The following is a 26724-nucleotide window of genomic DNA, read 5'->3' as shown; positions in this document are numbered from 1 at the left end:
GAGCCGGGGGGCGAGACCACGCCGGAGGCGTACAGACCATGGGACTCTTCGACTTCCTCAAGTCCGACAAGAAGAAGCACGAGGCCGAGCAGAAGGCGGCGGCGAGCGCGTCCGCCGACTACGCGGCCAAGTACACCGACGCCGTCGCGGCCACCAAGGCCGCCGCCGAGCGGATGGCCGCCGCGGCTCCGCCGAAGCCCACGACCCCCCCGAGGGCGGCCGCCGCGCCCCCGGCCTCGTCGAGGCCCGGCGCGGCCGCCCATCCGCAGCACACGCCCACCCCCATGTCCGCCGCGCACAAGGCGGTTCCCGCGGCTCCCGCGCCCATGCCGGCGCCGGCCGCCCCGAAGCGCACCTACACCGTGCGGTCGGGGGACTCGCTCTCCGCGATCGCCCGCCGGGAGCTGGGCAACGAGGCCCGCTGGCGTGAGCTCTACGCCATGAACAGGGGGGTCATCGGCTCCAATCCCGACCTCATCCACCCCGGCCAGGTGCTCACGCTCCCGCACTAGGGTGCCGGGCGGCCGGACGGGCGGAGGGCCCGGATCCACTGGATCCGGGCCCTCCGCCCGCGTGATGCCCGGCGGGTCAGGGCTGCTCCTCGTCCGCCGGACCGGAGGAGGACTCGCGCTCCTTCGCCGCCAGCTCGTCGTCGAAGCTGGCGGGCTGGCCTTCCCCTGACAGCTCCGTGGCGGCCGGCGGCTCGACGAGCCAGTCCGGGTTGGACTGCTGGTCCCACCACCGCCATGCCACGTACGCGCCGACGGCCAGTACGCCGACCACGGCGACGACCTTGAACGCCCGCCCGCAGCGCGCCTGCCGCTCGTGGCGCCTCACCAGCCGCTGCACCTCCTTGGCCGACACCTGGCCGCGCAGCGCCGCCAGGGCCGCCGTCGACCGGGACGCGGCCTCCTCGGCCACCGGCTGGGCCGCCGCCAGCGCGCTCTCCAGCCTCGGCTGCGTGTAGTCGGCCGCCTGCCGCGCCGCCCGGCGGGTCTGCTCCACCGCCATCGTCGCCGCCCGGTCCACGTTCGGGGGCACATGCGCGCGCGCAGCCCTCATCCGCGGGTGCACGTGACAGTCGTACGCCGTACGGGCATGCCGTGCCGCCTCCGCGGTCGCGTACGACACCTTCGGCGCCAGCCGCTCGTTCGCCTCGGTCGCATAGTGCACAGCGGCTTCCCTGGCGGTTGCTGCGTACGGCGCCACCGCTTCCGCTGCGTGCTTCACCGTGTCCCTGGCGCTCTCGGCGGCCAGGTGCACGCTGTCCTTGCGGGTCACAGGATCCTCCTCCTCGGTGGCGGACACAGTTCACCTTTCCACCCTTTGTCGGATCATGCCTGCCATACCGTCGAGCGGCATGCGTGACAGGGCATACGGGTGGAGGATTTCCGTCCCGTGCGGCCCTCCGTGGGAGGATCTGGAACCGACAGTGATGACTATGGAAGGCAGATCCGTGGCCGAGAAGCTCTACGCCACCCTGAAGACCAATCACGGCGACATCGAGATCGAGCTGCTGGAGAACTTCGCGCCGAAGACGGTCCGCAATTTCGTGGAGCTGGCCACCGGCGCCCGCGAGTGGACCCGTCCCACGGACGGCCAGAAGACCACCGATCCGCTGTACGACGGCACCGTCTTCCACCGCGTCATCAGCGGCTTCATGATCCAGGGCGGCGACCCGCTCGGCAACGGCACCGGCGGCCCGGGCTACCAGTTCGCCGACGAGTTCCACCCCGACCTGGCCTTCACCAAGCCGTACCTGCTCGCCATGGCCAACGCCGGCCCGGGCACCAACGGATCGCAGTTCTTCATCACCGTGGCCCCCACCGCGTGGCTGACCCGCAAGCACACCATCTTCGGCGAGGTCACCGGCAAGGCCAGCCAGAAGATCGTGGACGACATCGCCGGCATGCCCACGAACCCGCGCACCGAGCGCCCCCTCGACGACGTGATCATCCGGTCCGTCGTCATCGAGAGGCGCTGACCCCGGGAACCTTTCCTCCCCGCCCGTCCGTCCTGCATGCGTACGAACCGACGGGGCACACCGGACCGGCGGGGCGCAGGCCGTGCCCCGCCGCTGATCGAGGGGACCGATGGACACCGACCGTCTGCCGGGCTGCTACCGCCACCCGGACCGCGACACGGGCATCCGCTGCACGCGCTGCGAGCGCCCCATCTGCCCCGAGTGCATGATCAGCGCCTCCGTCGGCTTCCAGTGCCCCGACTGCGTCCGTGAGGGCTCCGGTACGGGCCACCGCCCGGCGGCGAACGTACCGCGCACCGTCGCGGGCGGCGCGGTCGCCGCCGATCCCCACCTCGTCACCAAGATCCTCATCGGGATCAACGCGGCGGTGTTCCTGGTGGGACTGCTCGCACCGGCGGTCGTCGTGCAGCTGGAGCTGCTCGGGCGGTACGTCGAATACTTCGGCGGCCCCGTCGAGGGGGTCTCCACCGGCCAGTTCTACCGGCTCCTGAGCTCGGTGTTCCTGCACGTGGAGTGGTGGCACATCGGGGGCAACATGCTGGCCCTGTGGGTGATCGGCGGCCCGCTGGAGGCGGCTCTGGGCCGGGCCCGCTACCTCGCCGTGTTCCTGCTGGCGGGTCTGGGCGCAAGCGCCCTCGTCTATCTGCTGACCGCGCCGAACACACCGACCCTCGGCGCCTCCGGCGCGATCTTCGGCCTGCTCGGCGCCACCGTCGTCCTGGTGCGCCGCCTGCGTTACGAGATGCGGCCGGTGATCACCATGGTCGTGCTCATGCTGGTGCTGACCTTCGTGCCCTTCGGCGGCAGCCTGTCCGTGTCCTGGCAGGCCCACATCGGCGGCCTGGTGACCGGTCTGCTGGTCGGTCTGGGCATGGTGGGACCGGCCGCCGGCAGGAAGCGCGCGCTGGTCCAGTGGGGGACCTGCGCGGCGGTGTTCCTGCTGGCAGCGGCGGTGGTCATGGTCCGGACGGCCGAACTCACCTGATCACACCGGCGTCAACACTCCACAGAGTTATCCACAGATCTTCTGTCTTTTCCTCAGGTGTGGATGACGCTGTGGATAACTCCTGGGGAGAGCTTGTCGGACGGGTGCGACTGTGCTCTCAGGCGCCCACTCCGGGCCCCGCTCCGGGCCCGGCTACTTCCACTGCGTGGACACGCCGAAGCCCGCCGCGATGAAGCCGAATCCGACCACGATGTTCCAGTTGCCCAGCGCCTCGATCGGCAGCTGGGTCTCGGTCACGTAGAAGACGACGATCCACGCGAGACCGATCAGGAAGAACGCCAGCATGACCGGGGCGACCCAGCCGCGGCTCCCCAGCCTGATCTGCTGCGCCTGCTTCGCCGGCGGCGGCGTGTAGTCGTCCTTCTTGCGGATACGTGACTTCGGCACGAGGGGCTCTCCTGTCGATGCGCTGGGGACCTTGCCTGCCCCGGGCGTCCGTTAGCGTAGTGGACCTGTGGCGTTGAAGGAGAAGGGTACGTTGAGCAATTCCGACGACTCCTCCGCGGGTCCCCGTCGCCGGGCCAGACCGGTCCGGCTCCTGACGGCCGCCGTTTTCGCCCTGGCCGGCCTCATCTTCGTCACCAGTTTCAACACGTCCAAGGGTACGAACATCCGGACGGACGCCTCGCTCCTCAAGCTGTCCGACCTGATCCACGAGCGCAGCCAGAACAACGCGCTGCTCGAACAGAGCACCGCCGCCGTCCGCGGCCGGGTGGACGCCCTCGCCGAGCGCGACGACGGCAGCACCAAGGCCGAGGACGCCAAGCTGGCCGCCCTGCGGGTCGCCTCCGGCACCGAGCCGCTGTCCGGCAAGGGCCTCACCGTCACCCTGAACGACGCCCCGCCGAACGCCACCGCCCGCATCCCCAACGTGCCCGAGCCGCAGCCCAACGACCTGGTGATCCACCAGCAGGACCTCCAGGCCGTGGTGAACGCCCTGTGGCGGGGCGGCGCCCAGGGCATCCAGGTCATGGACCAGCGGCTGATCTCCACCAGCGCCGTGCGCTGCGTCGGCAACACGCTGATCCTCCAGGGGCGCGTCTACTCGCCCCCGTACAAGGTGTCGGCGGTCGGCGACCCCGCCGCGCTGCGCAAGGCGCTCGCGGCCTCCCCGGCCCTGCAGAACTACCAGCTGTACGTGACGGCGTACGGGCTCGGCTGGAAAGTGGACGAGCACAGGGAGCTGACACTCCCCGGCTACTCCGGCACAGTGGACCTCCACTATGCGAAGCCGCTGGATGCCACCTCCGCGACCAGTACGCCGTGACGTCGTACTGCGCCTGGTGGTGCGGACGTTCAGCGAGGTCTGCCTGACGGCGGGCACGCTGATCGTGCTGTTCGTCGCATACGTGCTGCTGTGGACCGGGGTCGAGGCCGACCGGGCCATGGACGGGGAGATGGCCCGCATGCGCGACCGCTGGGCCGCGGCACCGTCCGCCGCGCCCTCCACCGCACCCCCGGCCGGGCCCTCCACCGCACCCCCGGGCGGGCCGGCCGCCGCGCCGCAGCCGGGCCCCGCACCGTCGGAGCGGGAGGAGGCCGCGTACCCGCCGGGCCGGGCCTTCGCCGAGATGTACATCCCGCGCTTCGGCCCGGACTGGAACAAGCCGGTCCTGGAGGGCACCGGCACGGAGCTGCTCAAGAGGGGCCTCGGCCACTACCCCGGCACGGCCCGCCCCGGCGCCACCGGGAACTTCTCGGTGGCCGGCCACCGGCGGACGTACGGCGACCCCTTCAAGGACTTCCCCGAGCTGCGCCCCGGCGACGCCGTGATCCTCAAGGACGCGACCACCTGGTACACGTACACGGTCCGGGGCGGGCCGCTGCGGACCGTTCCCACCGACGTGGGGGTGGTCGACCCCGTGCCGCACGGGTCGCCGTTCACCGCACCCGGCCGGTACCTGACGCTGACGACCTGCGATCCGGAGTGGGGCCACAGCCACCGGCTGGTCGTGTGGGCGGAGCTGACCGGGACCCGGACGGTCGCACAGGGCCGGCCGGAGGGTTTGCCGAGCTGACCCACCCGTCACGGCCGGTGGCTTTAGTCTGTTCGCGTACCGCCCCCGCGGTGCGTGGGTCGATCGTGGACGGACAAAGGAAGCAGACGGCATGTACGGCTGGATCTGGCGGCATCTGCCGGGCAACGCGTGGGTGCGCGCGCTGATCTCTCTCGTACTGGTCCTCGCAGTGGTCTTCGTGCTGTTCCAGTACGTCTTCCCGTGGGCCGAGCCGCTCCTCCCGTTCAACGACGTGACGGTGGACGAGGGATCGGGAGCCACTCCGTGAGCGCGCGCATTCTGGTTGTCGACAACTACGACAGCTTTGTCTTCAACCTGGTCCAGTACCTGTACCAGCTCGGCGCCGAGTGCGAGGTGCTGCGCAACGACGAGGTCGAACTCGCCCACGCGCAGGACGGGTTCGACGGCGTACTGCTGTCGCCGGGACCCGGTACCCCGGAGCAGGCCGGCGTCTGCATCGACATGGTCCGCCACTGCGCCGACACCGGGGTCCCGGTCTTCGGCGTGTGCCTGGGCATGCAGTCCATGGCCGTGGCGTACGGCGGCGTCGTCGACCGGGCGCCCGAGCTGCTGCACGGGAAGACCTCGCCGGTCGTGCACGAGGGCCTCGGCGTCTTCGCGGGCCTGCCGTCGCCGTTCACCGCGACCCGCTACCACTCGCTCGCGGCCGAGCCGCAGAACCTGCCGGACGTGCTGGAGGTCACCGCGCGCACCGAGGACGGGATCATCATGGGGCTGCGGCACCGGGAGCACGACGTCGAGGGTGTGCAGTTCCACCCCGAGTCGGTGCTGACCGAACACGGCCACCGGATGCTCGCGAACTGGCTGGTGCGCTGCGGGGACGCGGGGGCCGTCGGGCGCTCGGTGGGGCTGGCCCCGGTGGTGGGCAAGGCCGTCGCGTGACCGCGGTCGCGCCGTCCGTGCCCACGGAGGGCCGGGCCGCGCGCCGCAGGGCAGCTCAGGAGGCCGCGAAGCGCCCGCGGAGGCGGGGCGGCGGCGGCCGTCGCCGGCGGCGGCCCGCGTCGGGAGGCCCGGTGGTCGTCGCGAGCCGGCTCGCCGGGGAGCTGTTCATCACGCTGGGCGTGGTGATGCTGCTGTTCGTCGCCTACCAGCTCTGGTACACGAACGTACTGGCGGAGCGGACGGCGAACGGGGCCGCGGGATCGCTGCGGCAGGGCTGGGAGCGCGGCGGCGCCGCCGCCCCGCCCGTCTCGGCGTTCGAGCCGGGGCAGGGCTTCGCGATCCTCCACATCCCCAAGCTGGACGTGAAGGTCCCGGTGGCGGAGGGGATCAGCAAGCCGAAGGTGCTCGACAAGGGGATGGTCGGGCACTACGGGGACGGCGCGCTGAAGACGGCGATGCCGGCCGACAAGCAGGGCAACTTCGCGCTGGCGGGCCACCGCAACACCCATGGCGAACCGTTCCGCTACATCAACAGGCTGGCGCCAGGGGATCCCGTCGTGGTCGAGACGCAGGACGCGTACTACACGTACGAGATCACCTCGTCCTTGGCGCAGACGCCGCCCACGAACGTGTCGGTGATCAAACCGGTGCCGGAGGGCTCGGGCTTCACCGCCCCCGGCCGGTACATCACGCTGACGACCTGCACCCCGGAGTTCACGAGCACCTACCGGATGATCGTATGGGGCAGGATGACCGACGAACGCCCCCGCAGCCAGGGTGCTCCGCCCGCGCTGACCAGCCCGTAAGGACGAACAAGCAGTGTCACGTGCCGCGCCGTCGCCCCAGAGCCGCAGTGTGCTCGCCGGGTTCCTGAGCCTGCTGGGCGAGTTCCTGATCACCGTGGGCCTGGTCATGGGCCTGTTCGTCGCGTACTCGCTGTGGTGGACGAACGTGCTCGCGGACCGGCAGGCGTCGGCGCGCGGCGACGAGGTCCGCCGGCAGTGGCAGACCGCCGCCCCGGGCACGAGCGCGCCCGAGGCGCCGGGGGCGCTGGACACCCAGGACGGCATCGGGTTCCTGCACGTGCCGGCGATGAGGAACGGCGAGGTCCTCGTCAAGAGGGGCACGGCGCCGGACGTCCTCAACGACGGTGTCGCCGGGTACTACACGGACCCGGTGAAGGCGGCCCTGCCGTGGGAGGCCTCGGGGAACTTCTCCCTGGCGGCGCACCGGGACGGGCACGGCGCGAAGTTCCACGACATCGACAAGGTGAAGAACGGCGACGCGGTCGTCTTCGAGACCCGCGACACCTGGTACGTCTACAAGGTGTTCGCGGAGCTGCGCCAGACGTCGAAGTACAACGTGGACGTGATCTCCGCGGTCCCGAAGGAGTCCGGCCGGACCGCGCCGGGCCGCTTCATCACGCTCACGACCTGCACGCCGGTGTACACCTCGAAGTTCCGGTACGTGGTGTGGGGCGAGCTGGTGCGCACGGAGAAGGTGGACGCGAAGCGCACGCCGCCGGTCGAGCTGCGCTGAGCCGCAGAAAGCCCCTGTGGGCGGCCTCAGAGCCGCCCACAGGGGCTTGTGCGTGCCTCCGGGTACCCGGAGGGCCGCCGGCTAGCGCCGGCCGCCCGTCAGGCCGTCGAAGATCCCTCCGCCGTTGTTGCCGCCGTCCTGCTGGCCGGCGACCGTCGTGACGTTGATGACCCGGCCCGCCTCCACGGGGGTGCCCGCCGGCGGGTCGGTGACCATGACGATCGCCCTGTCGTCGGTCGGCCCCGCGATGACCTGGAGGTTCAGGCCCCGGCTCGCGAGGTCGGCCCTGGCCTGGGCGACGGTCTTGGTGATCAGCTGCGGGACCTGGGTCTGCGCACCGGCCTTGGCGATCTGGATGTTGACCGTCGTGCCCACGGCGAGCTGCTCGCCCGGCTGGTACTGCTGCTGGACGACCGTCTTCGGCGGGGCGCCGGGGGAGTCGACCTCCGTGGTGCTGCCGAGCTTGAGCTTGGCGTCGGTGAGCGCCTTGACGGCCGCTTCCCGGGTCTTGCCGAGGAGGTCTGGCATATCGGACTTCGCCTGCTCCTTGGCGACCGTCAGCGTCACGGTCGAGCCCTTCTGGGCCGTGCCGCTCTTCGGGTCCTGGTCCAGGACGGTGCCGACGGCCCGGTCGGACTCCTGGGGCTTCCTCTCGACGGCGAAGCCCTTGTCCTTGAGCAGCTTCTCCGCGTCCTCGAACTTGAGGTTGAGGACGTTGGGCACCGGCACGTTCGGGGCGCCCGAGGAGACCTTGACCGTGACCGTCGAGCCCTTGTCGACCTTGGTGTCCGGCGCCGGGTTCTGCGAGCAGATGCTGCCCTTGGGCTGGTTGTCGCAGGGCTCGTCGGCTTCCTTCGCGACCTTGAGGCCGACGTTGTCGCCGGTCTTCTGGGCCTGCTCGAGGGTCTGGCCGATGAGCTTGGGCACGTTGGGGCGATTGTCGGCGCCGCCGCTGAACAGGGAGCGGCCGATGAGGATGGCCCCGACCAGGACGAGGACGCCCGCGGTCACCAGCAGGATCGTCGAGGCCCGGCTCTTCTTCTGCGGCCGGCGGCCGTGGCCGCCCTGGTCGTAGCCGCCCTGGCCCTGGTCCCCGTAGCCGTACCCGCCGTCGCCCGGGGGCATCGGCGGCATCATGGACGTCTGCCCGGCCTCGGTGGCGCGCAGGGCGGTGGTGGGCTGGTCGTAGCCCTGCGGGCCGTAGCCGCCCGCCTGGTCGGGGTAGCCGTAGCCGGGGGCGCCCATGGCGACCGCGGCGGCGACGGGCTGGCCGTCGAGGCAGGCCTCGATGTCGGCGCGCATCTCGTCGGCGGACTGGTAGCGGTAGTCGGGGTCCTTGACCAGTGCCTTCAGGACGATGGCGTCCATCTCGGGCGTGATCTCGGGGTCGAAGTTCGACGGAGGCTGCGGTTCCTCCCGTACGTGCTGGTACGCGACCGCGACCGGGGAGTCGCCGATGAACGGCGGCCGGACGCTGAGCAGCTCGTACAGCAGGCAGCCCGCGGAGTAGAGGTCGGAACGCGCATCGACCTGCTCGCCCTTGGCCTGCTCCGGGGAGAGGTACTGGGCGGTGCCGATGACGGCCGCGGTCTGCGTCATGGTCATGCCGGAGTCGCCCATGGCGCGGGCGATGCCGAAGTCCATGACCTTGACCTGGCCCGTGCGGGTGAGCATGACGTTGGCGGGCTTGATGTCACGGTGCACGATGCCGGCGCGGTGCGAGTATTCGAGCGCCTGGAGGATACCGATGGTCATTTCCAGGGTGCGCTCGGGCAGCAGCTTGCGGCCGGAGTGCAGGAGCTCACGCAGGGTGGAGCCGTCGACGTACTCCATCACGATGTACGGGATGGAGATGTTGTCGACGTAGTCCTCGCCGGTGTCGTAGACCGCGACGATCGCCGGGTGGTTGAGCGACGCGGCCGACTGGGCCTCGCGCCGGAACCGGGCCTGGAAGGACGGGTCGCGGGCGAGGTCGGCGCGCAGGGTCTTGACGGCGACGGTACGGCCGAGCCGGGTGTCGTGGGCGAGGTAGACCTCGGCCATGCCACCGCGGCCGAGCACGTGGCTCAGCTCGTACCGGCCGCCGAGGCGACGCGGCTCTTCCATAACGTTGCAGCCCTCTCCGTCAGTCCCGACCGCACCCGTGTGTGGTCCGGCGGTGTGCTGTTCGCGCAAAGGCTACCGGCCGATCGTCGGTGATCGGTTCGTGACCACAGGCTGATACCGGACCGGTACCGTACGCTCGGATCCGGGCGGGAACAGTGATGTGGATCACGCCAGTTCGGCTCCTGCGCCCCTGTGGGCCCCTGCGTTGTCCCCTCAGCCCTGGTTCTTCAGGACGGCTTCCATGACGGCCTTCGCGACGGGGGCCGCGAGACCACCACCGCTGATGTCCTCGCGGTCGGCGTCGCTGTCCTCGATGACGACGGCGACCGCGACCGGGGAGCCCTTGTCGGTCTTGGCGTAGGAGATGAACCAGGCGTAGGGGCGCTTGGCGTTCTTCTCGCCGTGCTGGGCGGTACCGGTCTTGCCGCCGACCGTGACGCCCTTGATCCTGGCCTTGCCGCCGGTGCCGTTCTCGTTCTCGACGACGTTCACCATCATCTGCTGGAGCTTCTGCGCGTTGGCCGGGGAGAGCGGGCGGCTCATCTCCTGCGGTTCGTGCTTCTCGATGACGTCGAGGTTGGGGGCGGTGAGCTGGTCGACCATGTACGGCTTCATCAGCTTGCCGTCGTTGGCGACGGCCGCGGCGACCATCGCCATCTGGAGCGGGGTGGCGGCGGTGTTGTACTGGCCGATCGCGGAGAGCGAGTTGCTCGGCCGGTTCATGTTCTTGTCGTAGACGCTGGCGAACGCCCGCACCGGGGTGTCGATCTTGTCGTTGTTGAAGCCGAACTTCTGCGCCGTCTCCAGCATCTTGTCCTTGGTCACCTTGTCGGCGACGTTGGCGAAGACGGAGTTGCAGGAGACCTGGAGGGCGAAGTTCAGGCTCGCCTTCTCGCAGCCCTTGGCGTGGTTGACCATCGGGGTCTGCGTCGTCGGCAGCAGGAACGGCTCGGGGGTGTCCGTCGGCGCGTTGATGTCGGTGACGACGCCGTGCTCCAGCGCGGCGGCGGCGGTGACGACCTTGAACGTCGAACCGGGCGGGTACGTCTCGCGCAGGGCGCGGTTGACGAGCTTCTTCTCCGGGCTGTCCTTCAGCTCGACCCAGGCCTTCTCGTCCGTCTTGGAGTTGCCGGCGAAGCTGGTCGGGTCGTACGACGGGGTGCTGACCAGGGCCAGGATGGCGCCGGTGCGCGGGTCGATCGCGGCGACGGCGCCGGTCTTGTCGCCGAGCTTGTCGAAGGCGGCCTTCTGGGCGTCGGGCATCAGCGTGGTGACGACGTTGCCGCCGGCCTTCTTCTCGCCGGTGAACATGCCGATGGTGCGGTCGAAGAACAGCCGGTCGTCGTTGCCGGTGAGGATCTTGTCTTCGAGGGATTCGAGCTGGGTGGAGCCGAAGGCCTGGGAGGCGTAGCCCGTCACCGGCGACCACAGCGGGCCGTCGATGTAGGTCCGCTTGTACTTGTAGTCGCTGCCGTCCGTGGTGTCGGAGCCGGTGATGGCCTGGCCGCCCGCGACGATGATGTTGCCGCGCTGGGTGGCGTACTGGGCGATCTGGACCCGGCGGTTCTCCTTGCGGGTGCTGAGCTCGTCGGCCTGGACGTACTGGAGCCAGTTGGTGCGGATCAGCAGGGCGAGGACGAGCAGCCCGCAGAAGATCGAGATGCGACGCAGGGGCTTGTTCATGACGGACGGACCACCTGGGTCATCTCGGAGTCGGGGGACGGTGCCGGGGCCGGCGCGGGACGGCGCGCGGTGTCGCTGATCCGGATGAGGATCCCGATGAGGGCCCAGTTGGCGAGGACGGACGAGCCGCCGGACGCGAGGAACGGCATGGTCATACCGGTCAGGGGGATGAGGCCCATGACTCCGCCGGCGACCACGAAGATCTGGAGCGCGAAGGCGCCGGAGAGGCCGATGGCGAAGAGCTTGCCGAAGGGGTCGCGGGCGGCGAGGGCGGTGCGCACGCCGCGCTCGATGATCAGGCCGTAGAGCAGCAGGAAGGCCATGACGCCCGCCAGGCCGAGCTCCTCGCCGACCGTGGCGAAGATGAAGTCGGAGTTGGCGGCGAAACCGATCAGGTCGGAGTTGCCCTGGCCCCAGCCGGTGCCGAGGACCCCGCCGGAGCCGAAGCTCATGATCGACTGGCCGACCTGCTCACAGGCGCCCGACTTGGAGTAGCAGGCGAAGGGGTCGAGCCAGGCGGTGACGCGGGCCTTGACGTGGCTGGCGGTCGCGCCGACGACGGCGGCACCGGCCACGCTCATGACCAGGCCGATCACGATCCAGCTGGTGCGCTCGGTGGCCACGTACAGCATGATCACGAACATGCCGAAGAAGAGCAGCGAGGTGCCGAGGTCGTTCTCGAAGACGAGGACGAGCAGGCTCATCGCCCAGATCATCAGGATCGGGCCGAGGTCGCGGCCGCGCGGCAGGTAGAGGCCCATGAAGCGGCGGCTGGCCAGGGCGAGGGCGTCGCGCTTCACCATCAGGTAGCCGGCGAAGAAGATCGCGATGACGATCTTCGCGAACTCACCGGGCTGGATGGAGAAACCGGCGACGCTGATCCAGATCTTCGCGCCGAAGACGTCCGCGCCGAGGCCCGGGACCACGGGCAGGATGAGCAGGACCAGCGACGCGGCCATGGAGATGTAGGTGAACCGCTGGAGGGTCCGGTGGTCCTTGAGCAGCAGCAGCACACCGGCGAACAGGGCGATGGCCACCGCGGTGTACATCATCTGGCGGGGGGCCGACTCGGAGAACTGGCCGAAGCTCCGCTTGGCCAGGTTCTGCAACCGCTCGGACTGGTCGAGGCGCCAGATCAGCACGCAGCCCAGTCCGTTGAGCAGCGTGGCGATCGGCAGCAGCAGCGGGTCGGCGTACTTCGCGTAGCGGCGCACCACGACGTGGGCGATGCCGGCGAGCACGGCGAGGCCGCCTCCGTACGCGACCATGCCGGGCGGCAGCTTGCCGTGGATCGACAGGCCCACGTTGGCGTAGGCGAAGATCGGGATGACCACGGCGAAGACGAGCAGCAGGAGCTCGGTGTTCCGCCGGCTCGGCAGCTCGATGGCGCCGATGGTGGTCGTGTTGGTGACAACGCTCATGGTGTGGCAGGCCCCCTGTGCCCGCGGGTGTCTACTACTGCTTGCCGCAGAGGCCGACCAGCGACTGCTCCGAGGGAGTCAGGCTGGGGCCGGGTGCTGGTGGGTTCTGCGCTTCCGCGGCGCGGCGTTCCCCGTCCTTCTTGCAGGCGGTGACCTGGACGCCGAGTTCGTCGATCTTCTGACGGGCGCCGTCGAGGCTGGTTTCGGTGATGGTGGCCTCGACCAGCTTGCGCTTGAAGGGCGGCAGGTACTTCAGTTCGATGTCGGGCCGGTCGGTCTCCACCTTGGAGAGCTCCAGGGGCCCGAGGTTCTGGCTGATACCGCGGAACAGCGCGACGTGCTCGCCCTTGACGCCGATGTAGAACTGCGTCTGGGTCCAGCGGTGCGCGGCGTACAGGCCGCCGCCGACGACACCGGCGACGATCAGCAGGATCAGGGTGCGGGTGGTCCACTTGCGCCCTTTGCCGCGGCGCCGGCGGGGCTTGTCGTACGTGTCCTCGTAGCGGGAGTCGTCGTCGTACGGGTCGGGTTCGCCGAAGGTGCCGTACGCGCCGCCGCCCTGGCCCTGGTCGGGGTATCCGTAGCCGGGGGCGTCACCGCTGCCGGGGGGCCCGAACGCGCCCGCCGGAGGGGGGACCTGGCGGCCCAGGCCGGAGGCGCGGCCCGCCGGGGTCTGCATGGCGTTGCCGCCGTCGAAGAGCTGGTGCTGGTTCTCGGCGACCGCGCCGACGACGACCGGGGTGTCGTTGAGCTGGGCGGCCAGGGTGTCGCCGCTGTCGGTGTCGAGGACGTCCGCGACGATGCAGGTGATGTTGTCCGGTCCGCCGCCGCGCAGGGCGAGCTGGATCAGGGCCTGCACGGTCTCGTGGGGGCCGTGGTAGTCGGCGAGGGTCTCCTCCAGGGTCTGGTGGGAGACGACGCCGGACAGCCCGTCGGAGCAGATGAGGTAGCGGTCGCCGGTGCGGACCTCGCGGATCGAGAGGTCGGGCTCGACGGTGTCACCGCTGCCGAGCGCCCGCATGAGGAGCGAGCGCTGCGGGTGGGTGGTGGCTTCCTCCTCGGTGATGCGGCCCTCGTCGACGAGGCGCTGCACCCAGGTGTGGTCCTGGGTGATCTGCGTGAGGACGCCGTCGCGCAGCAGGTAGGCGCGGGAGTCGCCGACGTGGACGAGTCCCAGGCGCTGGCCGGTCCACAGGAGCGCGGTCAGGGTGGTGCCCATGCCCTCGAGCTGGGCGTCCTCCTCGACCATGACGCGCAGCTGGTCGTTCGCCCGCTGCACCGCCGTGGCCAGCGACGTGAGGATGTCGGAGCCCGGGACGTCGTCGTCGAGCTGCACGAGGGAGGAGATCACCTCGGAGCTGGCGACCTCGCCGGCGGCCTGGCCGCCCATGCCGTCGGCCACGGCGAGGAGACGGGGACCGGCGTAGCCGGAGTCCTCGTTGCCCTCGCGGATCATGCCCTTGTGGGATCCGGCGGCGAACCGCAGGGACAGACTCATGCGCACCTGCCCAGTCGATTCCTCCGGGTACAACCGGTCTCGAGCCACACTGCCCACCCTCCGGTCGGGAGCGCGCTCGGATCCGTGTCCCGGATGGGCCGGACTGCCGCGGCTCGCTCGCTCCGCTCGCTCATTCTCGTACTACTTCCGCAGCTCGATGACGGTCTTGCCGATGCGGATCGGGGCGCCCGGCGGAATGGGCGTCGGGGTGGTCAGCCGGGTCCGGTCGAGATACGTGCCGTTGGTGGACCCGAGATCCTCGACGATCCACTGGCCGTCACGGTCGGGGTAGATCCTGGCATGGCGGCTGGAGGCGTAGTCGTCGTCCAGCACGATGGTGGAGTCATGCGCGCGGCCCAGCGTGATCGTCTGCCCGGCGAGGGCGACCGTGGTGCCCGTGAGGGTGCCCTCGGAGACGACGAGTTTGGTCGGCGCCCCGCGGCGCTGGCGCTGCTGCGGTGGCGCGGCGGCCTGGCGGCCGGCCTGCGCCGGCGCCCCGGCGGCGGCGCTGCCGCGGCGCGAGCCGCGCTGCGTGACGCGCGTACCGAAGAGGTCGCTGCGGATGACCTGGACGGCCACGATGACGAACAGCCACAGAACGGCCAGGAAACCCAACCGCATGACCGTCAGGGTCAGCTCTGACATTGCCCCCGCTTCACCCTTCGGCTTGCCGGTAAATGATGGTGGTACTGCCCACGACGATCCGCGAGCCGTCGCGGAGCGTAGCGCGGGTGGTGTGCTGCCCGTCCACCACGATGCCGTTGGTGGACCCGAGATCCTGGATCGTCGAGGGCGTTCCGGTCCGGATCTCACAGTGCCGGCGCGAGACGCCGGGGTCGTCGATCCGCACGTCGGCTTCGGTGCTTCGGCCGAGTACGAGCGTGGGGCGCGAGATCTGGTGGCGGGTGCCGTTGATCTCGATCCAGTGGCGCCGGGTGGCGCCTGCGGTGGGTACGGGAGCCGGTCCGCCGCCGCCCGGCCTGCGCGCGGCCGCGCCCGGGGGCGGTCCGGCGGGCATCGGCGGTGCGGCGACCGGGGGGTAGCCGTAGCCGCCCTGCTGGTTCTGGGGAGCCTGCGGCTGCGCCTGGGAGGTGCTGGAGGCGAGCGTGCGGCTGCGGACCCGGTAGAGCCCGGTGTCGAGGTCGTCGGCCTTCTCCAGGTGGACCTTGATCGGGCCCATGAAGCTGTAGCGCTGCTGCTTGGCGTAGTCGCGGACGAGGCCCGCGAGCTCGTCGCCGAGCTGGCCGGAGTAGGGGCTCAGGCGCTCGTAGTCACCGGCGCTGAGCTCGACGATGAAGTCGTTGGGGACGACGGTCCGCTCGCGGTTCCAGATCGTCGCGTTGTTGTCGCACTCGCGCTGGAGGGCGCCGGCGATCTCGACGGGCTGGACCTCGGACTTGAACACCTTGGCGAAGGTGCCGTTCACCAGACCTTCGAGTCGCTGCTCGAACCGCTTCAGGACTCCCATGGGGCACCTCCTCCGTCGTTGTCGCCCTGTACTGCTTACTGATCGTATCCACGCGTGGCGGATTCGGCTGGTTCCCCCTGGGTCCCATGCGCATGAGTGTTGGTACTCACAAGGGATCGTAGGGGCGCTCAGGGGACAGTGTCCCGCACCGGGAGTGCACTGCGGGAGGGGCGTTGTGAGCCGGGACCGGGGGTGCGGGGAAAGCGATGTGAATCCACCCCGTCCGACGTGCTAATGTTTCGACGTCGCCAGGGGAACGGCCCGAAAGGGAAGATCCACTGGGGCGCTGCTCGGGCGAGTGGCGGAACGGCAGACGCGCTGGCTTCAGGTGCCAGTGTCCTTCGGGACGTGGGGGTTCAAATCCCCCCTCGCCCACATCGACGAGACGGTCGTCACTGCGAAAGCGGTGGCGGCCGTTTCGTGTTTCCCGGTCCCTACGCCCTCGGGTTGTCCGGCCGAAGCCGCAACGGTCCGCAATACGGGACCAGTTGAGGGACCGGCGGATCCGGCCGTCGGGGAACCCGCCGTCGCCGCCCGCCCGTTCCGGCTTCGAACGGCCGGTCCTGAGGGGCGGGGGACGACTTTCGTCGGCGGGGCCGCGACGAAAGGGGACGGCCGGCCGGCGGCGGCGGTGTCTAGGGTCGGTCGCGTGGATGCGACGGCGAGGATGCGGGCGGGCTGGGACTGGCTGAAGGGCCCCGAGCCCTGGACCCGGCGGGCGCTCGCGGGGGACCTGGTGCTCGCCGCGGTGCTCGCACTGATCGGGCTGGGGGTCGAGGAGCTCGACAACGGCAGCGCGCAGCGGACGGCCGGCAGCGTCGTGGCTGTGGTGCTGCTCACGTTGCTGCGGCGGCGGCTGCCGGCGACGACCCTGATCACGGCCGCGGCGGTCTCCCCGTTCCTGCCCGGATCGTTCCTGGCCATGATCCTGCTGGGCTGGTCCGCGGGGCGCCGGATCGTCGGGGTGGGCCGGGCGCTGACCGCGTTCGTCCTGGCCTTCCTCGCCTCGGTGGGCTTCGGCGTGCTGCAGGCGTGGTCCGACCAGCGGCCCGTGCTGGTGATCGTGTTCTCCACGCTGATGTTCCTCGCGACGACGGTGATGCCGGGTCTGGCCAGCCGCTACTGGTCACAGCGCCGGACCCTGCTCCAGGCCCTCCAGGAGCGCAACGGCCAGCTGATGCGGGAGAGCGCGATGGTCGCCGGGCAGGCCCGGCTGCGGGAACGCCAGAGGATCGCCCAGGACATGCACGACAGCCTGGGGCACCAGCTGGCGCTGATCGCCGTGCACACCGGAGCCCTGGAGGTCGATCCGCAGCTCACCGACCGCCAGCGCGACGCGGTGGGCGTCCTGCGGCAGGCTTCGGTCGCCGCGATGCACGAGCTGCGCGAGGTCGTCGGAATCCTGCGGGACGGCGTCGAGGCGCCGGTGCCCGTGGAGGAGGCCGGGCCGGCGGCGCGCGGGGTGGCCGGGATCGCCGGGATCGTGGAGGCGGCGCGGAGCGCGGGGCCCGACGTACGGATGACCGTGTCGGGGCGGCCGAGGCCGCTGGTCGCGGCGTGCGACCACGCGGCGTACCGGATCGTGCAAGAGGCGCTGACCAATGCGTACAAGCACGCCCCGGGAGCGCCGATCGCTGTGGCGCTGCGCTACGAGGAGGACTCGCTGGTGGTGGAGATCGCCAACGGTCCGGCGGCCGGGCCGGGCGTCGGCGACGTCGTGTCGGGCGGGCAGGGGCTCACCGGGCTGCGGGAGCGGGCCCGGCTGGTCGGCGGGATGGTGCACGCGGGCGCGACCGAGGGCGGAGGGTTCCGGGTGGCCGGCGTGCTCCCGTACGGGGCGGAGCCGGCGGGGGCGCAGGACATAGCCGACGACTTCGGGCAGCGGGCGCAGGCGCAGGCGGGTTCCGCTGCGGCGCCCGCGATGGACTGGGCCGCGCTGGACCGGGAGCTGGCGGTACGGGCCCGGGGCCGGGCCGGGGGCGTGGCGATGGGCTGCGGCATAGCCGTCGCGGCGGTGGTGCTGCTGGTGATCGTGATCGGCGCCGGGATGGTCCTGCTGGTGGGCTCGGCGGGCAACGCGATGATCAGCCGGGAGGACTACGACAAGGTGCGGGTGGGCGACTCGGAGGAGGCGGTCCGCAACCGGCTGCCCGACGGCGAGAGCTTCATGACCGCGGGCCTGGACCGCAAGGGCCCGGAGCGGCCCGAGGGCACGCGGTGTCTGGCGCTGTTGTCGTCGGAGGACTCGCAGCTGACCACCAGTACCGTTTTCCGGTTCTGCTTCAAGGACGGCAAGCTCGTCGAAAAGCAGTCGTACGAGGCCGAGCAGTAGGAGCACGGGTGACAGCCAAGGTGATCCGAGTGGTGATCGCTGACGACGAGCCGCTGATCCGGGCCGGGATCAGGATGATCCTGACCTCGGCCGCGGACATCGAGGTCGTCGCGGAGGCGGCGAACGGCCGCGAGGCCGTGGACCTCGCCCGCGCGCACGCGCCGGACGTGATGCTGCTGGACATCCAGATGCCGGTGATGGACGGTCTGACCGCGCTCGGTGAGCTGGGGCGGGCGGCGGCGGAGGTCCGGGCGCTGATCCTGACCACGTTCGGCGAGAAGGAGAACGTGCTGCGGGCCCTGGGCTCGGGCGGAGCGGGGTTCCTGCTGAAGGACTCGGCGCCGGGCGAGCTGATCGGCGCGGTGCGGGCGGCGGCCGCCGGGGACGCCTACCTGTCGCCCGGGGCGACCCGGCACGTGGTCGACCAGCTGGCCTCGGGGCGGGGCGCGGCGCGCGGCGAGGAGGCCCGGCGGCGGGTGGCGGAGCTGAGCGAGCGGGAGCGCGGGGTGCTGGCGCTGCTCGGCGAGGGGTTGTCCAACGCGGACGCGGGCCGGCGGCTGCACATGAGCGAGGCGACGGTGAAGACGTACGTGAGCCGGATCCTCTCGAAGCTGAGCTGCGAGAACCGGGTTCAGGCCGCCCTGCTGGCCAGGGACGCCGGGCTGTAGATACGGTCAGCCCGAATTGATGTTGTCGGACCGGACGGTCCGACGGGCACGGGCGGGGGCGGCGCGCATGGTGGCGGTACCGGAGCAGCGGGTGGCGGAGCCGGCAGCGGGCACGGGCGGGACGACGGGCGCGGTGGCCCCGGCGGGCGGCGGGCGCATCCCGGTCGTCGAGGGATACGCGCCGCGGGTCGTGGCGGGCTCCCCCAAGGAGGCGGGCAAGGCCCTGCGCCTGCGGGTGCCGCGCTCGGCGCACGCGCACTTCGAGGCTCCGGCCGGGCGGCCGGACGCGGTGCGGGCCGTGGAGGAGTCCAACGTCGGGCGGGTCGCCGAGCTCGCGCCGATACGGGTCGGCCGGATGGCCGCGAACCCGTTCGCGTTCCTGCGCGGATCGGCCGGGCTGATGGCGCACGACCTGTCCGCCGGCCCGGTGACCGGAGTCGGCGCACAGATCTGCGGCGACGCCCACGCGGCGAACTTCGGCCTGTACGGCGATGCCCGCGGCCGGCTCGTGATCGACCTGAACGACTTCGACGAGACCGTGTTCGGGCCGTGGGAGTGGGACGTGAAGCGGCTGGCGACCTCGCTGGTCCTGGCCGGGCGGGTGGCCGGCGCCGACGAGGACACCTGCCGGGCGGCCGCGCTCGACGCGGTCGGCGCGTACCGGCGGACCCTGCGGCTGCTGGCCAAGCTGCCGGCGCTGGACGCCTGGAACGCCATCGCGGACGAGGAGCTCGTCTCGCACGCCGACGCCCACGACCTGATGGGCACCCTGGAGCGGGTCTCGGAGAAGGCCCGCAACAACACGTCGGCGCGGTTCGCGGCCAAGTCCACCGAGGCCGGCCCCGACGGGGGGCGCCGCTTCGTGGACGCCTTGCCGGTGCTGCGCCGGGTCGGCGACGCGGAGGCGGCGGCCGTGGCGGCCTCGCTGGGTCCGTACCTGAAGACCCTCCAGGGGGACCGGCTGCCGCTGCTGGCCCGGTACGCCATCCACGACGTGGCCTTCCGGGTGGTGGGCACCGGGAGCGTCGGCACCCGCTCGTACGTGGTGCTGCTGCTGGACCACCGGGGCGAGCCGCTGGTGCTCCAGGTGAAGGAGGCGCGGCCGTCCGTGCTGCTGCCGCACCTGGCCGCGCTGGGCTTCGAGACGGTCGCCGAGGAGCACGAGGGCCGCCGGGTGGTGGTGGGCCAGAAGCGGATGCAGGTGGTCTCGGACATCCTGCTGGGCTGGACCACCGTGGAGGGGCGGCCGTACCAGGTGCGGCAGTTCCGCAACCGCAAGGGCAGCGTGGACCCCGCGGCGCTGGCCGCCGACCAGATCGACGACTACGGGCGCATGACGGGTGCCCTGCTGGCCCGGGCGCACGCGCACAGCGCCGATCCGCGGCTGCTGGCCGGGTACTGCGGCAAGAACGACGAGCTGGACGAGGCGATGGCCACGTTCGCCGTGGCGTACGCCGACCGGAGCGAGGCCGACCACGCCCACCTGGTGGCGGCGGTGAAGTCCGGGCGGATCGCGGCGGAGGCCGGGGTCTGAGCGGTCGCGGGCCCGGGTCGGTGTCCCTCCCCCGGCCACCGCCGGGAGGTGCCCCGGTGAAACGCCGATCCGGGCCGACCGGCCTTAGGGTGGCCGGGTGAGCGAGCAGCAGACTGAAGAGACGGGCGACGAGCGTCCCGAGGCGCGCCTGGAGCGGGCCGTACGGGCAGCCGAGCAGGCGCTGATCGAGTTCGAGATCGCGGTGGAGACCTTCCGGGTGGAAGTCGAGAACTTCTCCCGGCTGCACCACCAGAAGCTCGGCCCGATGTACTCGCGGCTCGACGAGCTGGACGCGCTGATCGCCGAGGCGAAGGCGGCGCGCAGCGGCGATGCCGAGGACCTGCGCCGGGCCCATGACGCCCGTTCGCTGGTGATGCCGATGCCCGGGGTGGACGAGCTGTTCCACGACTGGATGGACGCGGACGGCATCTCCGACGACGCGTCCGCGATGCTCACCGACCGCCCGGTGCAGCCCCCGCAGCGGGTGCGGCCGACGGAGGAGGTCCGCCGCCTCTACCGCGAGCTGGTCCGCCGGGCGCACCCGGACCTCGCCCGGGACGACGCGGAGCGCGAGCGCCGGGACGCGTTCATCGCGCGGGTCAACGCGGCCTACGGGCGGGGCGACGAGCAGCTGCTGCGCGAGCTGGCCGACGAGTGGGCGGCGGGTCCCGTACCGGAGGCGGTGCGGCAGCTGAACGAGAGCGAGGAGCTCTACGCCCGGCTGGAGTGGCTGGCACGGCGCAAGGAACTGCTGTCGGTGCTGGCCCGGGAGCTGGAGGACAGCGCGATCGGATCGATGCTGCGGATGGCGCCCGAAGACCCGGACCGGCTGCTGGAGGAGATCGCGGAGCAGCTGCTCGCGGATGTCGCGAAGCGCGAGGCGGAGCTGGCGGATCTGGCCGCTCAGTGATCAGGTGCGGCCGCGCCGCGGGTGCCGTCCGATAGGTTGGGAGACAGATCTGCGATGAGAGAAGGCGACGTATGAACTTCGGACCGCTTCCCTCGGTGGACGCCGCCGCGGTGCCCTCCGAAGGCTTTGTCCTCGACGTCCGTGAGGACGACGAATGGGCTGCCGGACACGTGGAGGGTGCCCTGCACATCCCGATGAGCGACTTCGTGGCCCGCTTCGGTGAGCTGACGGAGGCCGTTGAGGACGGCCGCCGCGTGCACGTGATGTGCCGGGTCGGCGGGCGCTCCGCGCAGGTCACCCAGTACCTGGTGCGCCAGGGCATCGACGCCGTGAACATCGACGGCGGCATGCAGGCCTGGGACGGCGCCGGGCGCCCGATGGTGACCGACAGCGGGAACCCGGCCTTCGTGCTCTAGGGCCCGTCCCGTCGTGCCGGTCGTGCCGGGCGCCGGTCCCGGAGCGTCAGGCGAGCGCGTGGGTGGCCAGCAGGTCGCCCAGCGCCTCCTCGTGCGCTGCGGCCGGGCCCAGCTGGAGTTCCAGCTGCTTGGCCCACGCGTGGTACCGGTGCAGCGGGTAGTCGGTGTCGGCGCCGAAGCCGCCGTGCAGGTGCTGGGCCGTCTGTACGACCCGGCGCACCCCCTCCGAGGCCCAGATCTTGGCGACGGCGACGTCCCCGGCGACCGGCAGCGGGCCGCCGGCCCCGCCGGTCGCCGCGTCGAGCCGCCAGGCGGCCTGCCAGAGGGTGGCCTCCATGGCGCGCAGGTCGATGTAGCGGTCGGCGGCCTGGACGGCGACGGCCTGGAACGTGGCCACGGGGAATCCGAACTGCTCGCGCCTGCCGGTGTATTGGCTGGTCATGGTGAGAACCTGCTCGCCGAGCCCGAGCGCCAGGGCGCAGGTCCCGGTGGTGAGGAGCCGGTGGAGCCGCTCCCAGGCGTCCGCCGTGTCGATGAGGTGCGTCGCGGGCACCCGCACGCCGTCCAGGGCGAGTTCGGCGAGCCGCTCCCCGCTGGTGGAGACCTGGCCGGCCAGGGTGAGGCCCTCGGCGGTGCGCGGGACGAGGGCGAGGACGGCCTCCCCCTCGCCGGCGTGGGCCGGTACGGCGATCCAGTCGGCGCCGTGGGCCCACGGGACGGCCGTCTGGACCCCGTCGAGGATCCAGAGCGGGCCCTCGCGTCGTGCGGTGACGGCGAGTTCGGCGGGATCGTGGCCGCTGCGTCCGTGGGCGGCGGCGGTCAGGACGAGCGAGCCGCGCCCGGCGCCGGGCAGCAGGGCGGCCGCCAGTTCGGGGCTGCCGTGGGCCTGGACGGCCATGGCGGTGGCGCAGTGCTCCAGCAGTGGCACCCGGGCCAGCACCTTCGCCGCCTCGCGCAGCACCAGGCACAGGGCGATCGCGTCGAGGCCCGCGCCGCCGTGCTCCTCGGCGAGGACCAGGCTCAGCAGGTCGGACGCGGCGAGCTTGGCCCACAGCGGCCGGTCGAAGTCCTCGGCGACGGCCCCCGGGGTCAGGGCGGGGCTGGGGACGCCGTCCGGGGCGACGTCCGCGAAGACGGCCTGCGCCGCCTCGACGGCGGCCTGCTGCTCCTCGGTGAAGGTGAAGTCCACTGCCTGTCCTCCCGCGCGCACCGGATGCCGTCAGGTCCCGTCCGGACCTGACGGTGCGTCAAGATAGAGCAGGTTGGGGAAGAAGCACAGCCCGAAGCGGCACGACCCCGGGAACGCCGTGCGCCGGAACGCCGCGCCCGGGGAACGCCGTGCGCCGGCAACGCCGCGCCCGGGGAAGGCCGTGCGCCGGAGTCGGCGCTGCCTCACCGGTCGAAGTCGATCTCCACTTCCTCGGTCACCGCGTGCGACTGGCAGGCCAGCACGAACCCGGCCTCCGTCTCCTCCGCCTCCAGCGCGAAGTTCCGGTCCATCCGGACCTCGCCCGTGACCAGGAACGCCCGGCAGGTGCCGCAGACCCCGCCCTTGCAGGCGTACGGGGCGTCCGCGCGGTTGCGCAGCACGGCGTCGAGCAGGGATTCGCCGTCCTGGACGGGCCAGGTCCCGGAGCGGCCGTCGAGGCGGGCCGTGACCCGGACGTGGGACGGCGCCGCGGCCGGGGCCGGCGGAGCGGTGTCCTCGACGTGGAAGATCTCCTCGTGGATCCGGGTCCGGACCACGCCGAGGGTGCCGAGCGCCCGCTCCGCGCCGATGACCAGCCCGTACGGGCCGCACAGGAACCAGCCCGTCACCTCCGCGACGGGCAGCAGCGCGGGGAGCAGGGCCTTCAGCCGCTCCTCGTCGAGCCGGCCGGAGGGCAGCCCGGCCTCCTGTTCCTCGCGGGACAGCACGGTCACCAGCTGGAACCGGTCCGGGAAGCGGTCCTTGAGGTCGGCGACCTCGTCCAGGAACATCGTCGAGGCGGCCGTCCGGTCGCTGCGGACCAGACAGAACCGGGCGTCGGGACGCGCCGCCAGCAGCGTCGCGGCGATCGACAGCACCGGGGTGATGCCGCTGCCGCCGACGATCGCCGCGTAGTGCCCGGCGGCCGGGGCGGCGGCCGGCTCCAGCACGAACCGCCCGGCCGGGACCATCACGTCCAGCACGTCCCCGGCGGCGATCTCCTTGTGGGCGAACGTGGAGAACTCGCCGCCCTCCACCAGCCGCACACCGACCCGCAGCGCCGCCGGACCCGGACCCGCGGGATCCGGGGCGGGCGAGCAGATCGAGTAGGTACGGCGGACCTCCACGCCCTCAGGGGTGCGCCGGCGCAGCGTGAGGTGCTGGCCGGGGGCGTGCAGGTACTCGCCGCGCAGCTCCTCGGGGACGCGCAGGGTCAGCGCCACGGAGTCGTCGGTGAGCCGGTCGACGGCCGCCACCGTCAGCGGGTGGAAGGCGCCGTGGCGCCCGGGGCGCCCGGAGCCCGACGTGGGCGACGGCGTGGACGCGGCCATCTACAGCTCCTTGAAGTGGTCGAACGGTTCACGGCAGGCGGTGCAGCGGCGCAGCGCCTTGCATGCGGTGGAGGAGAACCGGCTGAGCAGTTCGGTCTCGGTCGACCCGCAGTTCGGGCAGCGGACCGAGAGGGCGACCGGGACGGGCCCGCCGGCCGCGTGCGGGCGCGGCGGGGCGATGCCGAACTCGGCCAGCTTGCGCCGCCCCTCGGCGCTGATGTCGTCGGTCGACCAGGCGGGGGCCAGGACGGTGCGCACCCGCACGTCCGGGATGCCGTGGCCGGTCAGGGCCCGCTCGATGTCGGCGGACATGGCCTCGATGGCGGGGCAGCCCGTGTAGGTCGGGGTCAGGGTGACCTCGACGTGGCCGTCCTCGTACATCCGCACGCCGCGCATCACGCCGAGCTCGGCGAGGGTCAGCACGGGCAGCTCGGGGTCCGGCACGGAGCCGGCGATCGCGGCCAGCTCCGCCTCCAGGCGGGTCACGGCCTCGGTGGCCGCGGGGTCGCCGGCCGGGGCCGTGGCGCGGGGCGCGTCCGTCACCATGACGCCCCCGGATGGCTGCGGTGCAGGTGCTGCATCTCGGCGAGCATCCTGCCGAAGGGCTCGGTGTGCAGGCCCTGGCGGCCGGCTCCGGCGGCCCAGGCTCCGGTGCGCGGGCCCTCGGGGAGTGCGAGCCCGGCCCGCTCCAGGACGCCGCCCACGGCGGCCAGCCAGCGCTCCTCCAGGGCGGCCCAGTCGACGCCGTCGATCCCGTCCACCGGCTGGAACATCTCGCCGGTGTACTTCCACAGGGCGTCCAGGGCGGTCCGCATGCGGGCGCGGCTCTCCTGCGTTCCGTCGCCGAGCCGCAGGGTCCACTGCTCGGCGTGGTCGCGGTGGTACGCGGTCTCCTTGACGGCCTTGGCCGCCAGCGGGGCGAACGGGCCGTCACCGGCGGCCAGCTGCGCGTAGAGCTCGTGCTGGTGGAAGGAGAAGTAGAGCTGCCGGGCGATGGTGTGGGCGAAGTCCCCGTTCGGCTGCTCGACCAGCTGGAGGTTGCGGAAGGACCGCTCCTCGCGCAGGAACGCCAGCTCGTCCTCGTCGCCGGCCATGGACAGCAGGAGGCGGGCCTGGCCGAGCAGGTCGAGCGCGATGTTCGCGAGGGCGACCTCCTCCTCCAGGACGGGGGCGTGGCCCGCCCACTCGCCGAGGCGGTGGGAGAGGATCAGGGCGTCGTCCCCCAGCGCGAGGGCCGCCGACGCCGTGACATCGGAAGCCGTGACGCCGGAAGCCGTGACATCGGAAGCCGTGACATCGGTGCCGTTCACAGGTGGTGCACCCCCTCGGGGATCTCGTAGAAGGTCGGGTGCCGGTACGGCTTGTCCGCCGAGGGGGCGAAGAACGGGTCCCGCTCGTCCGGGGAGGACGCGGTGATCTCGGTGGAGGGGACCACCCAGATCGAGATGCCCTCGTTGCGCCGGGTGTAGAGGTCGCGAGCATTGCGCAGAGCCATCTCCGCGTCGGGTGCGTGCAGGCTGCCCGCGTGCGTGTGCGAGAGGCCGCGGCGCGAACGCACGAACACCTCCCACAGGGGCCAGTTCTGCGTCATACCCGTGCCTCCTCGTTCCTCGCCGTGCTCTGTGCACTGTGCTTTTCCGCGTACGCCGCGGCCGCCTCGCGGACCCAGGCGCCTTCCTCGTGCGCCCGGCGCCGCTGGCCGATCCGCTGTTCGTTGCAGGGGCCGTTGCCCTTGAGCACGTCCCAGAACTCGGCCCAGTCGATCGCGCCGAAGTCGTGGTGCCCGCGCTCCTCGTTCCACTTCAGGTCCGGGTCCGGCAGGGTCAGGCCCAGGGCCTCCGCCTGCGGAACGGCGATGTCCACGAAGCGCTGGCGCAGCTCGTCGTTGGAGTGCCGCTTGATCCGCCACGCCATGGACTGCGCCGAGTGCGCCGACTCGTCGTCGGGCGGGCCGAACATCATCAGGGAGGGCCACCACCAGCGGTTCACCGCGTCCTGCGCCATCGCGTGCTGCGCCTCGGTGCCCTTGGACAGGGCCATGAGGAGCTCGAAGCCCTGGCGCTGGTGGAAGGACTCCTCCTTGCAGATCCGGACCATCGCGCGGGCGTACGGCCCGTACGAGCAGCGGCAGATCGGCACCTGGTTGGTGATCGCCGCGCCGTCCACGAGCCAGCCGATCGCACCGACGTCGGCCCAGGTCAGCGTGGGGTAGTTGAAGATCGAGGAGTACTTCTGCTTGCCGGAGTGCAGCTTGTCGAGCAGCTCGTCGCGGCTGGTGCCGAGGGTCTCCGCGGCGCTGTACAGGTAGAGGCCGTGCCCGGCCTCGTCCTGCACCTTGGCCATCAGGATCGCCTTGCGGCGCAGCGAGGGCGCGCGGGTGATCCAGTTGGCCTCGGGCTGCATGCCGATGATCTCGGAGTGGGCGTGCTGGGCCATCTGGCGGACGAGCGAGGCGCGGTACGCCTCGGGCATCCAGTCACGCGGCTCGACGCGCTCGTCGGCCGCCACGGCGGCGTCGAAGGCTGCCGCGAGCTGTGCCCCGAGGTCAGCCCCGAGGCCTGAGTCCTGCCCCGTTTCCGGGGTCACTGCCACCATCCCGGCCCCCTGCCAGAGATTGTTGACCGCCCGACCGACCGATCGTTCGGTTCGTACTCTTCAATGGTGGGTCGGCGGCCCGTAGGGTGTCAACCTCTGAGGTGGACCCTGTGGACGCCGGAC

The 26724-nt window shown here is 71.8% G+C and carries 28 protein-coding genes and 1 tRNA gene; 15 read left to right on the top strand and 14 right to left on the bottom strand.

Annotated features, from left to right (window positions below; translation table 11 throughout):
- Positions 1 to 38: 38 nt before the first annotated feature.
- Complete coding sequence (locus tag ACIPK4_RS08515; protein WP_402310251.1) at positions 39 to 512, top strand: LysM peptidoglycan-binding domain-containing protein; 474 nt, start codon at positions 39 to 41, stop codon at positions 510 to 512.
- Positions 513 to 588: 76 nt separating this feature from the next.
- On the opposite strand, the gene ACIPK4_RS08510 is transcribed toward ACIPK4_RS08515, so the two are convergent.
- Positions 589 to 1281: a DUF5324 family protein gene (locus tag ACIPK4_RS08510; RefSeq protein ID WP_402310248.1), complete on the bottom strand. Its 693-nt coding sequence runs from the start codon at positions 1279 to 1281 to the stop codon at positions 589 to 591.
- A gap of 175 nt (positions 1282 to 1456) precedes the next feature.
- Here ACIPK4_RS08510 and ACIPK4_RS08505 point away from each other — a divergent pair, with 175 nt between their 5' ends.
- Complete coding sequence (locus ACIPK4_RS08505) at positions 1457 to 1984, top strand: peptidylprolyl isomerase (RefSeq protein ID WP_376204797.1); 528 nt, start codon at positions 1457 to 1459, stop codon at positions 1982 to 1984.
- 109 nt (positions 1985 to 2093) lie between these two features.
- Positions 2094 to 2969, top strand: coding sequence for a rhomboid family intramembrane serine protease (locus tag ACIPK4_RS08500; protein ID WP_402310245.1), 876 nt, complete (start codon positions 2094 to 2096; stop codon positions 2967 to 2969).
- Positions 2970 to 3122: 153 nt separating this feature from the next.
- Here ACIPK4_RS08500 and crgA read toward each other — a convergent pair whose 3' ends face one another.
- Complete coding sequence (crgA, locus tag ACIPK4_RS08495) at positions 3123 to 3377, bottom strand: cell division protein CrgA (RefSeq protein WP_030857683.1); 255 nt, start codon at positions 3375 to 3377, stop codon at positions 3123 to 3125.
- A 91-nt stretch (positions 3378 to 3468) separates the two neighbouring features.
- Here crgA and ACIPK4_RS08490 point away from each other — a divergent pair, with 91 nt between their 5' ends.
- From ACIPK4_RS08490 to ACIPK4_RS08465, 6 genes are all read left to right on the top strand, one after another.
- Positions 3469 to 4257, top strand: a complete 789-nt coding sequence (locus ACIPK4_RS08490) for a DUF881 domain-containing protein (protein WP_376204790.1) — start codon at positions 3469 to 3471, stop codon at positions 4255 to 4257.
- On the top strand, positions 4229 to 5008 hold the full coding sequence (locus tag ACIPK4_RS08485; RefSeq protein WP_402310241.1) for a class E sortase: 780 nt from the start codon (positions 4229 to 4231) through the stop codon (positions 5006 to 5008). Before ACIPK4_RS08490 ends, ACIPK4_RS08485 begins: the two co-directional genes overlap by 29 nt.
- Before the next feature lie 91 nt (positions 5009 to 5099).
- Positions 5100 to 5276 (top strand): hypothetical protein, encoded by a 177-nt coding sequence (locus ACIPK4_RS08480; RefSeq protein ID WP_030011120.1) that lies wholly within the window; start codon positions 5100 to 5102, stop codon positions 5274 to 5276.
- Positions 5273 to 5911 carry an aminodeoxychorismate/anthranilate synthase component II gene (locus ACIPK4_RS08475; protein ID WP_054227260.1) on the top strand — a complete coding sequence of 213 codons (639 nt, stop codon included), beginning with the start codon at positions 5273 to 5275 and terminating at the stop codon, positions 5909 to 5911. The genes ACIPK4_RS08480 and ACIPK4_RS08475 overlap by 4 nt, the downstream gene beginning before the upstream one ends.
- A 131-nt stretch (positions 5912 to 6042) precedes the next feature.
- Positions 6043 to 6717 carry a class E sortase gene (locus ACIPK4_RS08470; RefSeq protein ID WP_402310237.1) on the top strand — a complete coding sequence of 225 codons (675 nt, stop codon included), beginning with the start codon at positions 6043 to 6045 and terminating at the stop codon, positions 6715 to 6717.
- Positions 6718 to 6730: 13 nt separating this feature from the next.
- On the top strand, positions 6731 to 7450 hold the full coding sequence (locus tag ACIPK4_RS08465; RefSeq protein WP_054227261.1) for a class E sortase: 720 nt from the start codon (positions 6731 to 6733) through the stop codon (positions 7448 to 7450).
- Positions 7451 to 7531: 81 nt separating this feature from the next.
- Here the strand turns inward: ACIPK4_RS08465 and pknB are convergent, their stop codons facing one another.
- From pknB to ACIPK4_RS08435, 6 genes are all read right to left on the bottom strand, one after another.
- On the bottom strand, positions 7532 to 9556 hold the full coding sequence (gene pknB / locus ACIPK4_RS08460) for a Stk1 family PASTA domain-containing Ser/Thr kinase (RefSeq protein ID WP_402310234.1): 2025 nt from the start codon (positions 9554 to 9556) through the stop codon (positions 7532 to 7534).
- A 213-nt stretch (positions 9557 to 9769) separates the two neighbouring features.
- On the bottom strand, positions 9770 to 11239 hold the full coding sequence (locus tag ACIPK4_RS08455) for a peptidoglycan D,D-transpeptidase FtsI family protein (protein ID WP_402310231.1): 1470 nt from the start codon (positions 11237 to 11239) through the stop codon (positions 9770 to 9772).
- Entirely contained in the window at positions 11236 to 12660 is a 1425-nt protein-coding gene (locus ACIPK4_RS08450) for an FtsW/RodA/SpoVE family cell cycle protein (RefSeq protein ID WP_054227264.1), read from the bottom strand. The genes ACIPK4_RS08455 and ACIPK4_RS08450 overlap by 4 nt, the downstream gene beginning before the upstream one ends.
- A gap of 34 nt (positions 12661 to 12694) precedes the next feature.
- Positions 12695 to 14158 (bottom strand): Stp1/IreP family PP2C-type Ser/Thr phosphatase, encoded by a 1464-nt coding sequence (locus ACIPK4_RS08445; protein ID WP_054227265.1) that lies wholly within the window; start codon positions 14156 to 14158, stop codon positions 12695 to 12697.
- A 141-nt stretch (positions 14159 to 14299) separates the two neighbouring features.
- The gene (locus ACIPK4_RS08440) at positions 14300 to 14803 is read right to left on the bottom strand and encodes an FHA domain-containing protein (protein ID WP_054227266.1); all 504 of its coding nucleotides are present in this window, start codon (positions 14801 to 14803) and stop codon (positions 14300 to 14302) included.
- A 10-nt stretch (positions 14804 to 14813) separates the two neighbouring features.
- Positions 14814 to 15626, bottom strand: coding sequence for an FhaA domain-containing protein (locus ACIPK4_RS08435; RefSeq protein WP_402310226.1), 813 nt, complete (start codon positions 15624 to 15626; stop codon positions 14814 to 14816).
- A gap of 292 nt (positions 15627 to 15918) precedes the next feature.
- On the opposite strand from ACIPK4_RS08435, the gene ACIPK4_RS08430 reads away from it, so the two are divergent.
- The 6 genes from ACIPK4_RS08430 (at position 15919) to ACIPK4_RS08405 (ending at position 21486) form a co-directional block, all read left to right on the top strand.
- A tRNA-Leu gene (locus ACIPK4_RS08430) sits at positions 15919 to 16001 on the top strand.
- Positions 16002 to 16293: 292 nt separating this feature from the next.
- Positions 16294 to 17958, top strand: a complete 1665-nt coding sequence (locus ACIPK4_RS08425) for a sensor histidine kinase (RefSeq protein ID WP_402310620.1) — start codon at positions 16294 to 16296, stop codon at positions 17956 to 17958.
- Positions 17959 to 17966: 8 nt separating this feature from the next.
- On the top strand, positions 17967 to 18626 hold the full coding sequence (locus tag ACIPK4_RS08420) for a response regulator (protein WP_402310224.1): 660 nt from the start codon (positions 17967 to 17969) through the stop codon (positions 18624 to 18626).
- Between the two features lie 67 nt (positions 18627 to 18693).
- The gene (locus tag ACIPK4_RS08415; protein ID WP_402310221.1) at positions 18694 to 20160 is read left to right on the top strand and encodes a DUF2252 domain-containing protein; all 1467 of its coding nucleotides are present in this window, start codon (positions 18694 to 18696) and stop codon (positions 20158 to 20160) included.
- Positions 20161 to 20257: 97 nt separating this feature from the next.
- Positions 20258 to 21070: a J domain-containing protein gene (locus ACIPK4_RS08410; RefSeq protein WP_402310219.1), complete on the top strand. Its 813-nt coding sequence runs from the start codon at positions 20258 to 20260 to the stop codon at positions 21068 to 21070.
- Between the two features lie 71 nt (positions 21071 to 21141).
- A complete protein-coding gene (locus ACIPK4_RS08405; protein WP_215014523.1) occupies positions 21142 to 21486 on the top strand; it encodes a rhodanese-like domain-containing protein in 345 nt (114 codons plus the stop codon).
- Between the two features lie 46 nt (positions 21487 to 21532).
- Here the strand turns inward: ACIPK4_RS08405 and ACIPK4_RS08400 are convergent, their stop codons facing one another.
- From ACIPK4_RS08400 to paaA, 6 genes are all read right to left on the bottom strand, one after another.
- The gene (locus tag ACIPK4_RS08400; protein WP_402310216.1) at positions 21533 to 22675 is read right to left on the bottom strand and encodes an acyl-CoA dehydrogenase family protein; all 1143 of its coding nucleotides are present in this window, start codon (positions 22673 to 22675) and stop codon (positions 21533 to 21535) included.
- Positions 22676 to 22878: 203 nt separating this feature from the next.
- Entirely contained in the window at positions 22879 to 24006 is a 1128-nt protein-coding gene (locus ACIPK4_RS08395) for a 2Fe-2S iron-sulfur cluster-binding protein (protein ID WP_402310214.1), read from the bottom strand.
- The gene (paaD, locus tag ACIPK4_RS08390; protein WP_402310211.1) at positions 24007 to 24552 is read right to left on the bottom strand and encodes a 1,2-phenylacetyl-CoA epoxidase subunit PaaD; all 546 of its coding nucleotides are present in this window, start codon (positions 24550 to 24552) and stop codon (positions 24007 to 24009) included.
- A complete protein-coding gene (paaC, locus tag ACIPK4_RS08385; RefSeq protein WP_054227275.1) occupies positions 24546 to 25316 on the bottom strand; it encodes a 1,2-phenylacetyl-CoA epoxidase subunit PaaC in 771 nt (256 codons plus the stop codon). Before paaC ends, paaD begins: the two co-directional genes overlap by 7 nt.
- Entirely contained in the window at positions 25313 to 25597 is a 285-nt protein-coding gene (gene paaB / locus ACIPK4_RS08380) for a 1,2-phenylacetyl-CoA epoxidase subunit PaaB (RefSeq protein ID WP_030857641.1), read from the bottom strand. Before paaB ends, paaC begins: the two co-directional genes overlap by 4 nt.
- Entirely contained in the window at positions 25594 to 26601 is a 1008-nt protein-coding gene (gene paaA / locus ACIPK4_RS08375) for a 1,2-phenylacetyl-CoA epoxidase subunit PaaA (protein WP_054227276.1), read from the bottom strand. The genes paaB and paaA overlap by 4 nt, the downstream gene beginning before the upstream one ends.
- Positions 26602 to 26724 lie beyond the last annotated feature (123 nt).

This window comes from Streptomyces sp. NPDC086989, from assembly GCF_044745505.1.
Taxonomy (GTDB): Bacteria; Actinomycetota; Actinomycetes; order Streptomycetales; family Streptomycetaceae; genus Streptomyces.
Note: the sequence above shows the minus strand (reverse complement) of the source record. Positions and strands in the feature narration are given on the sequence as shown.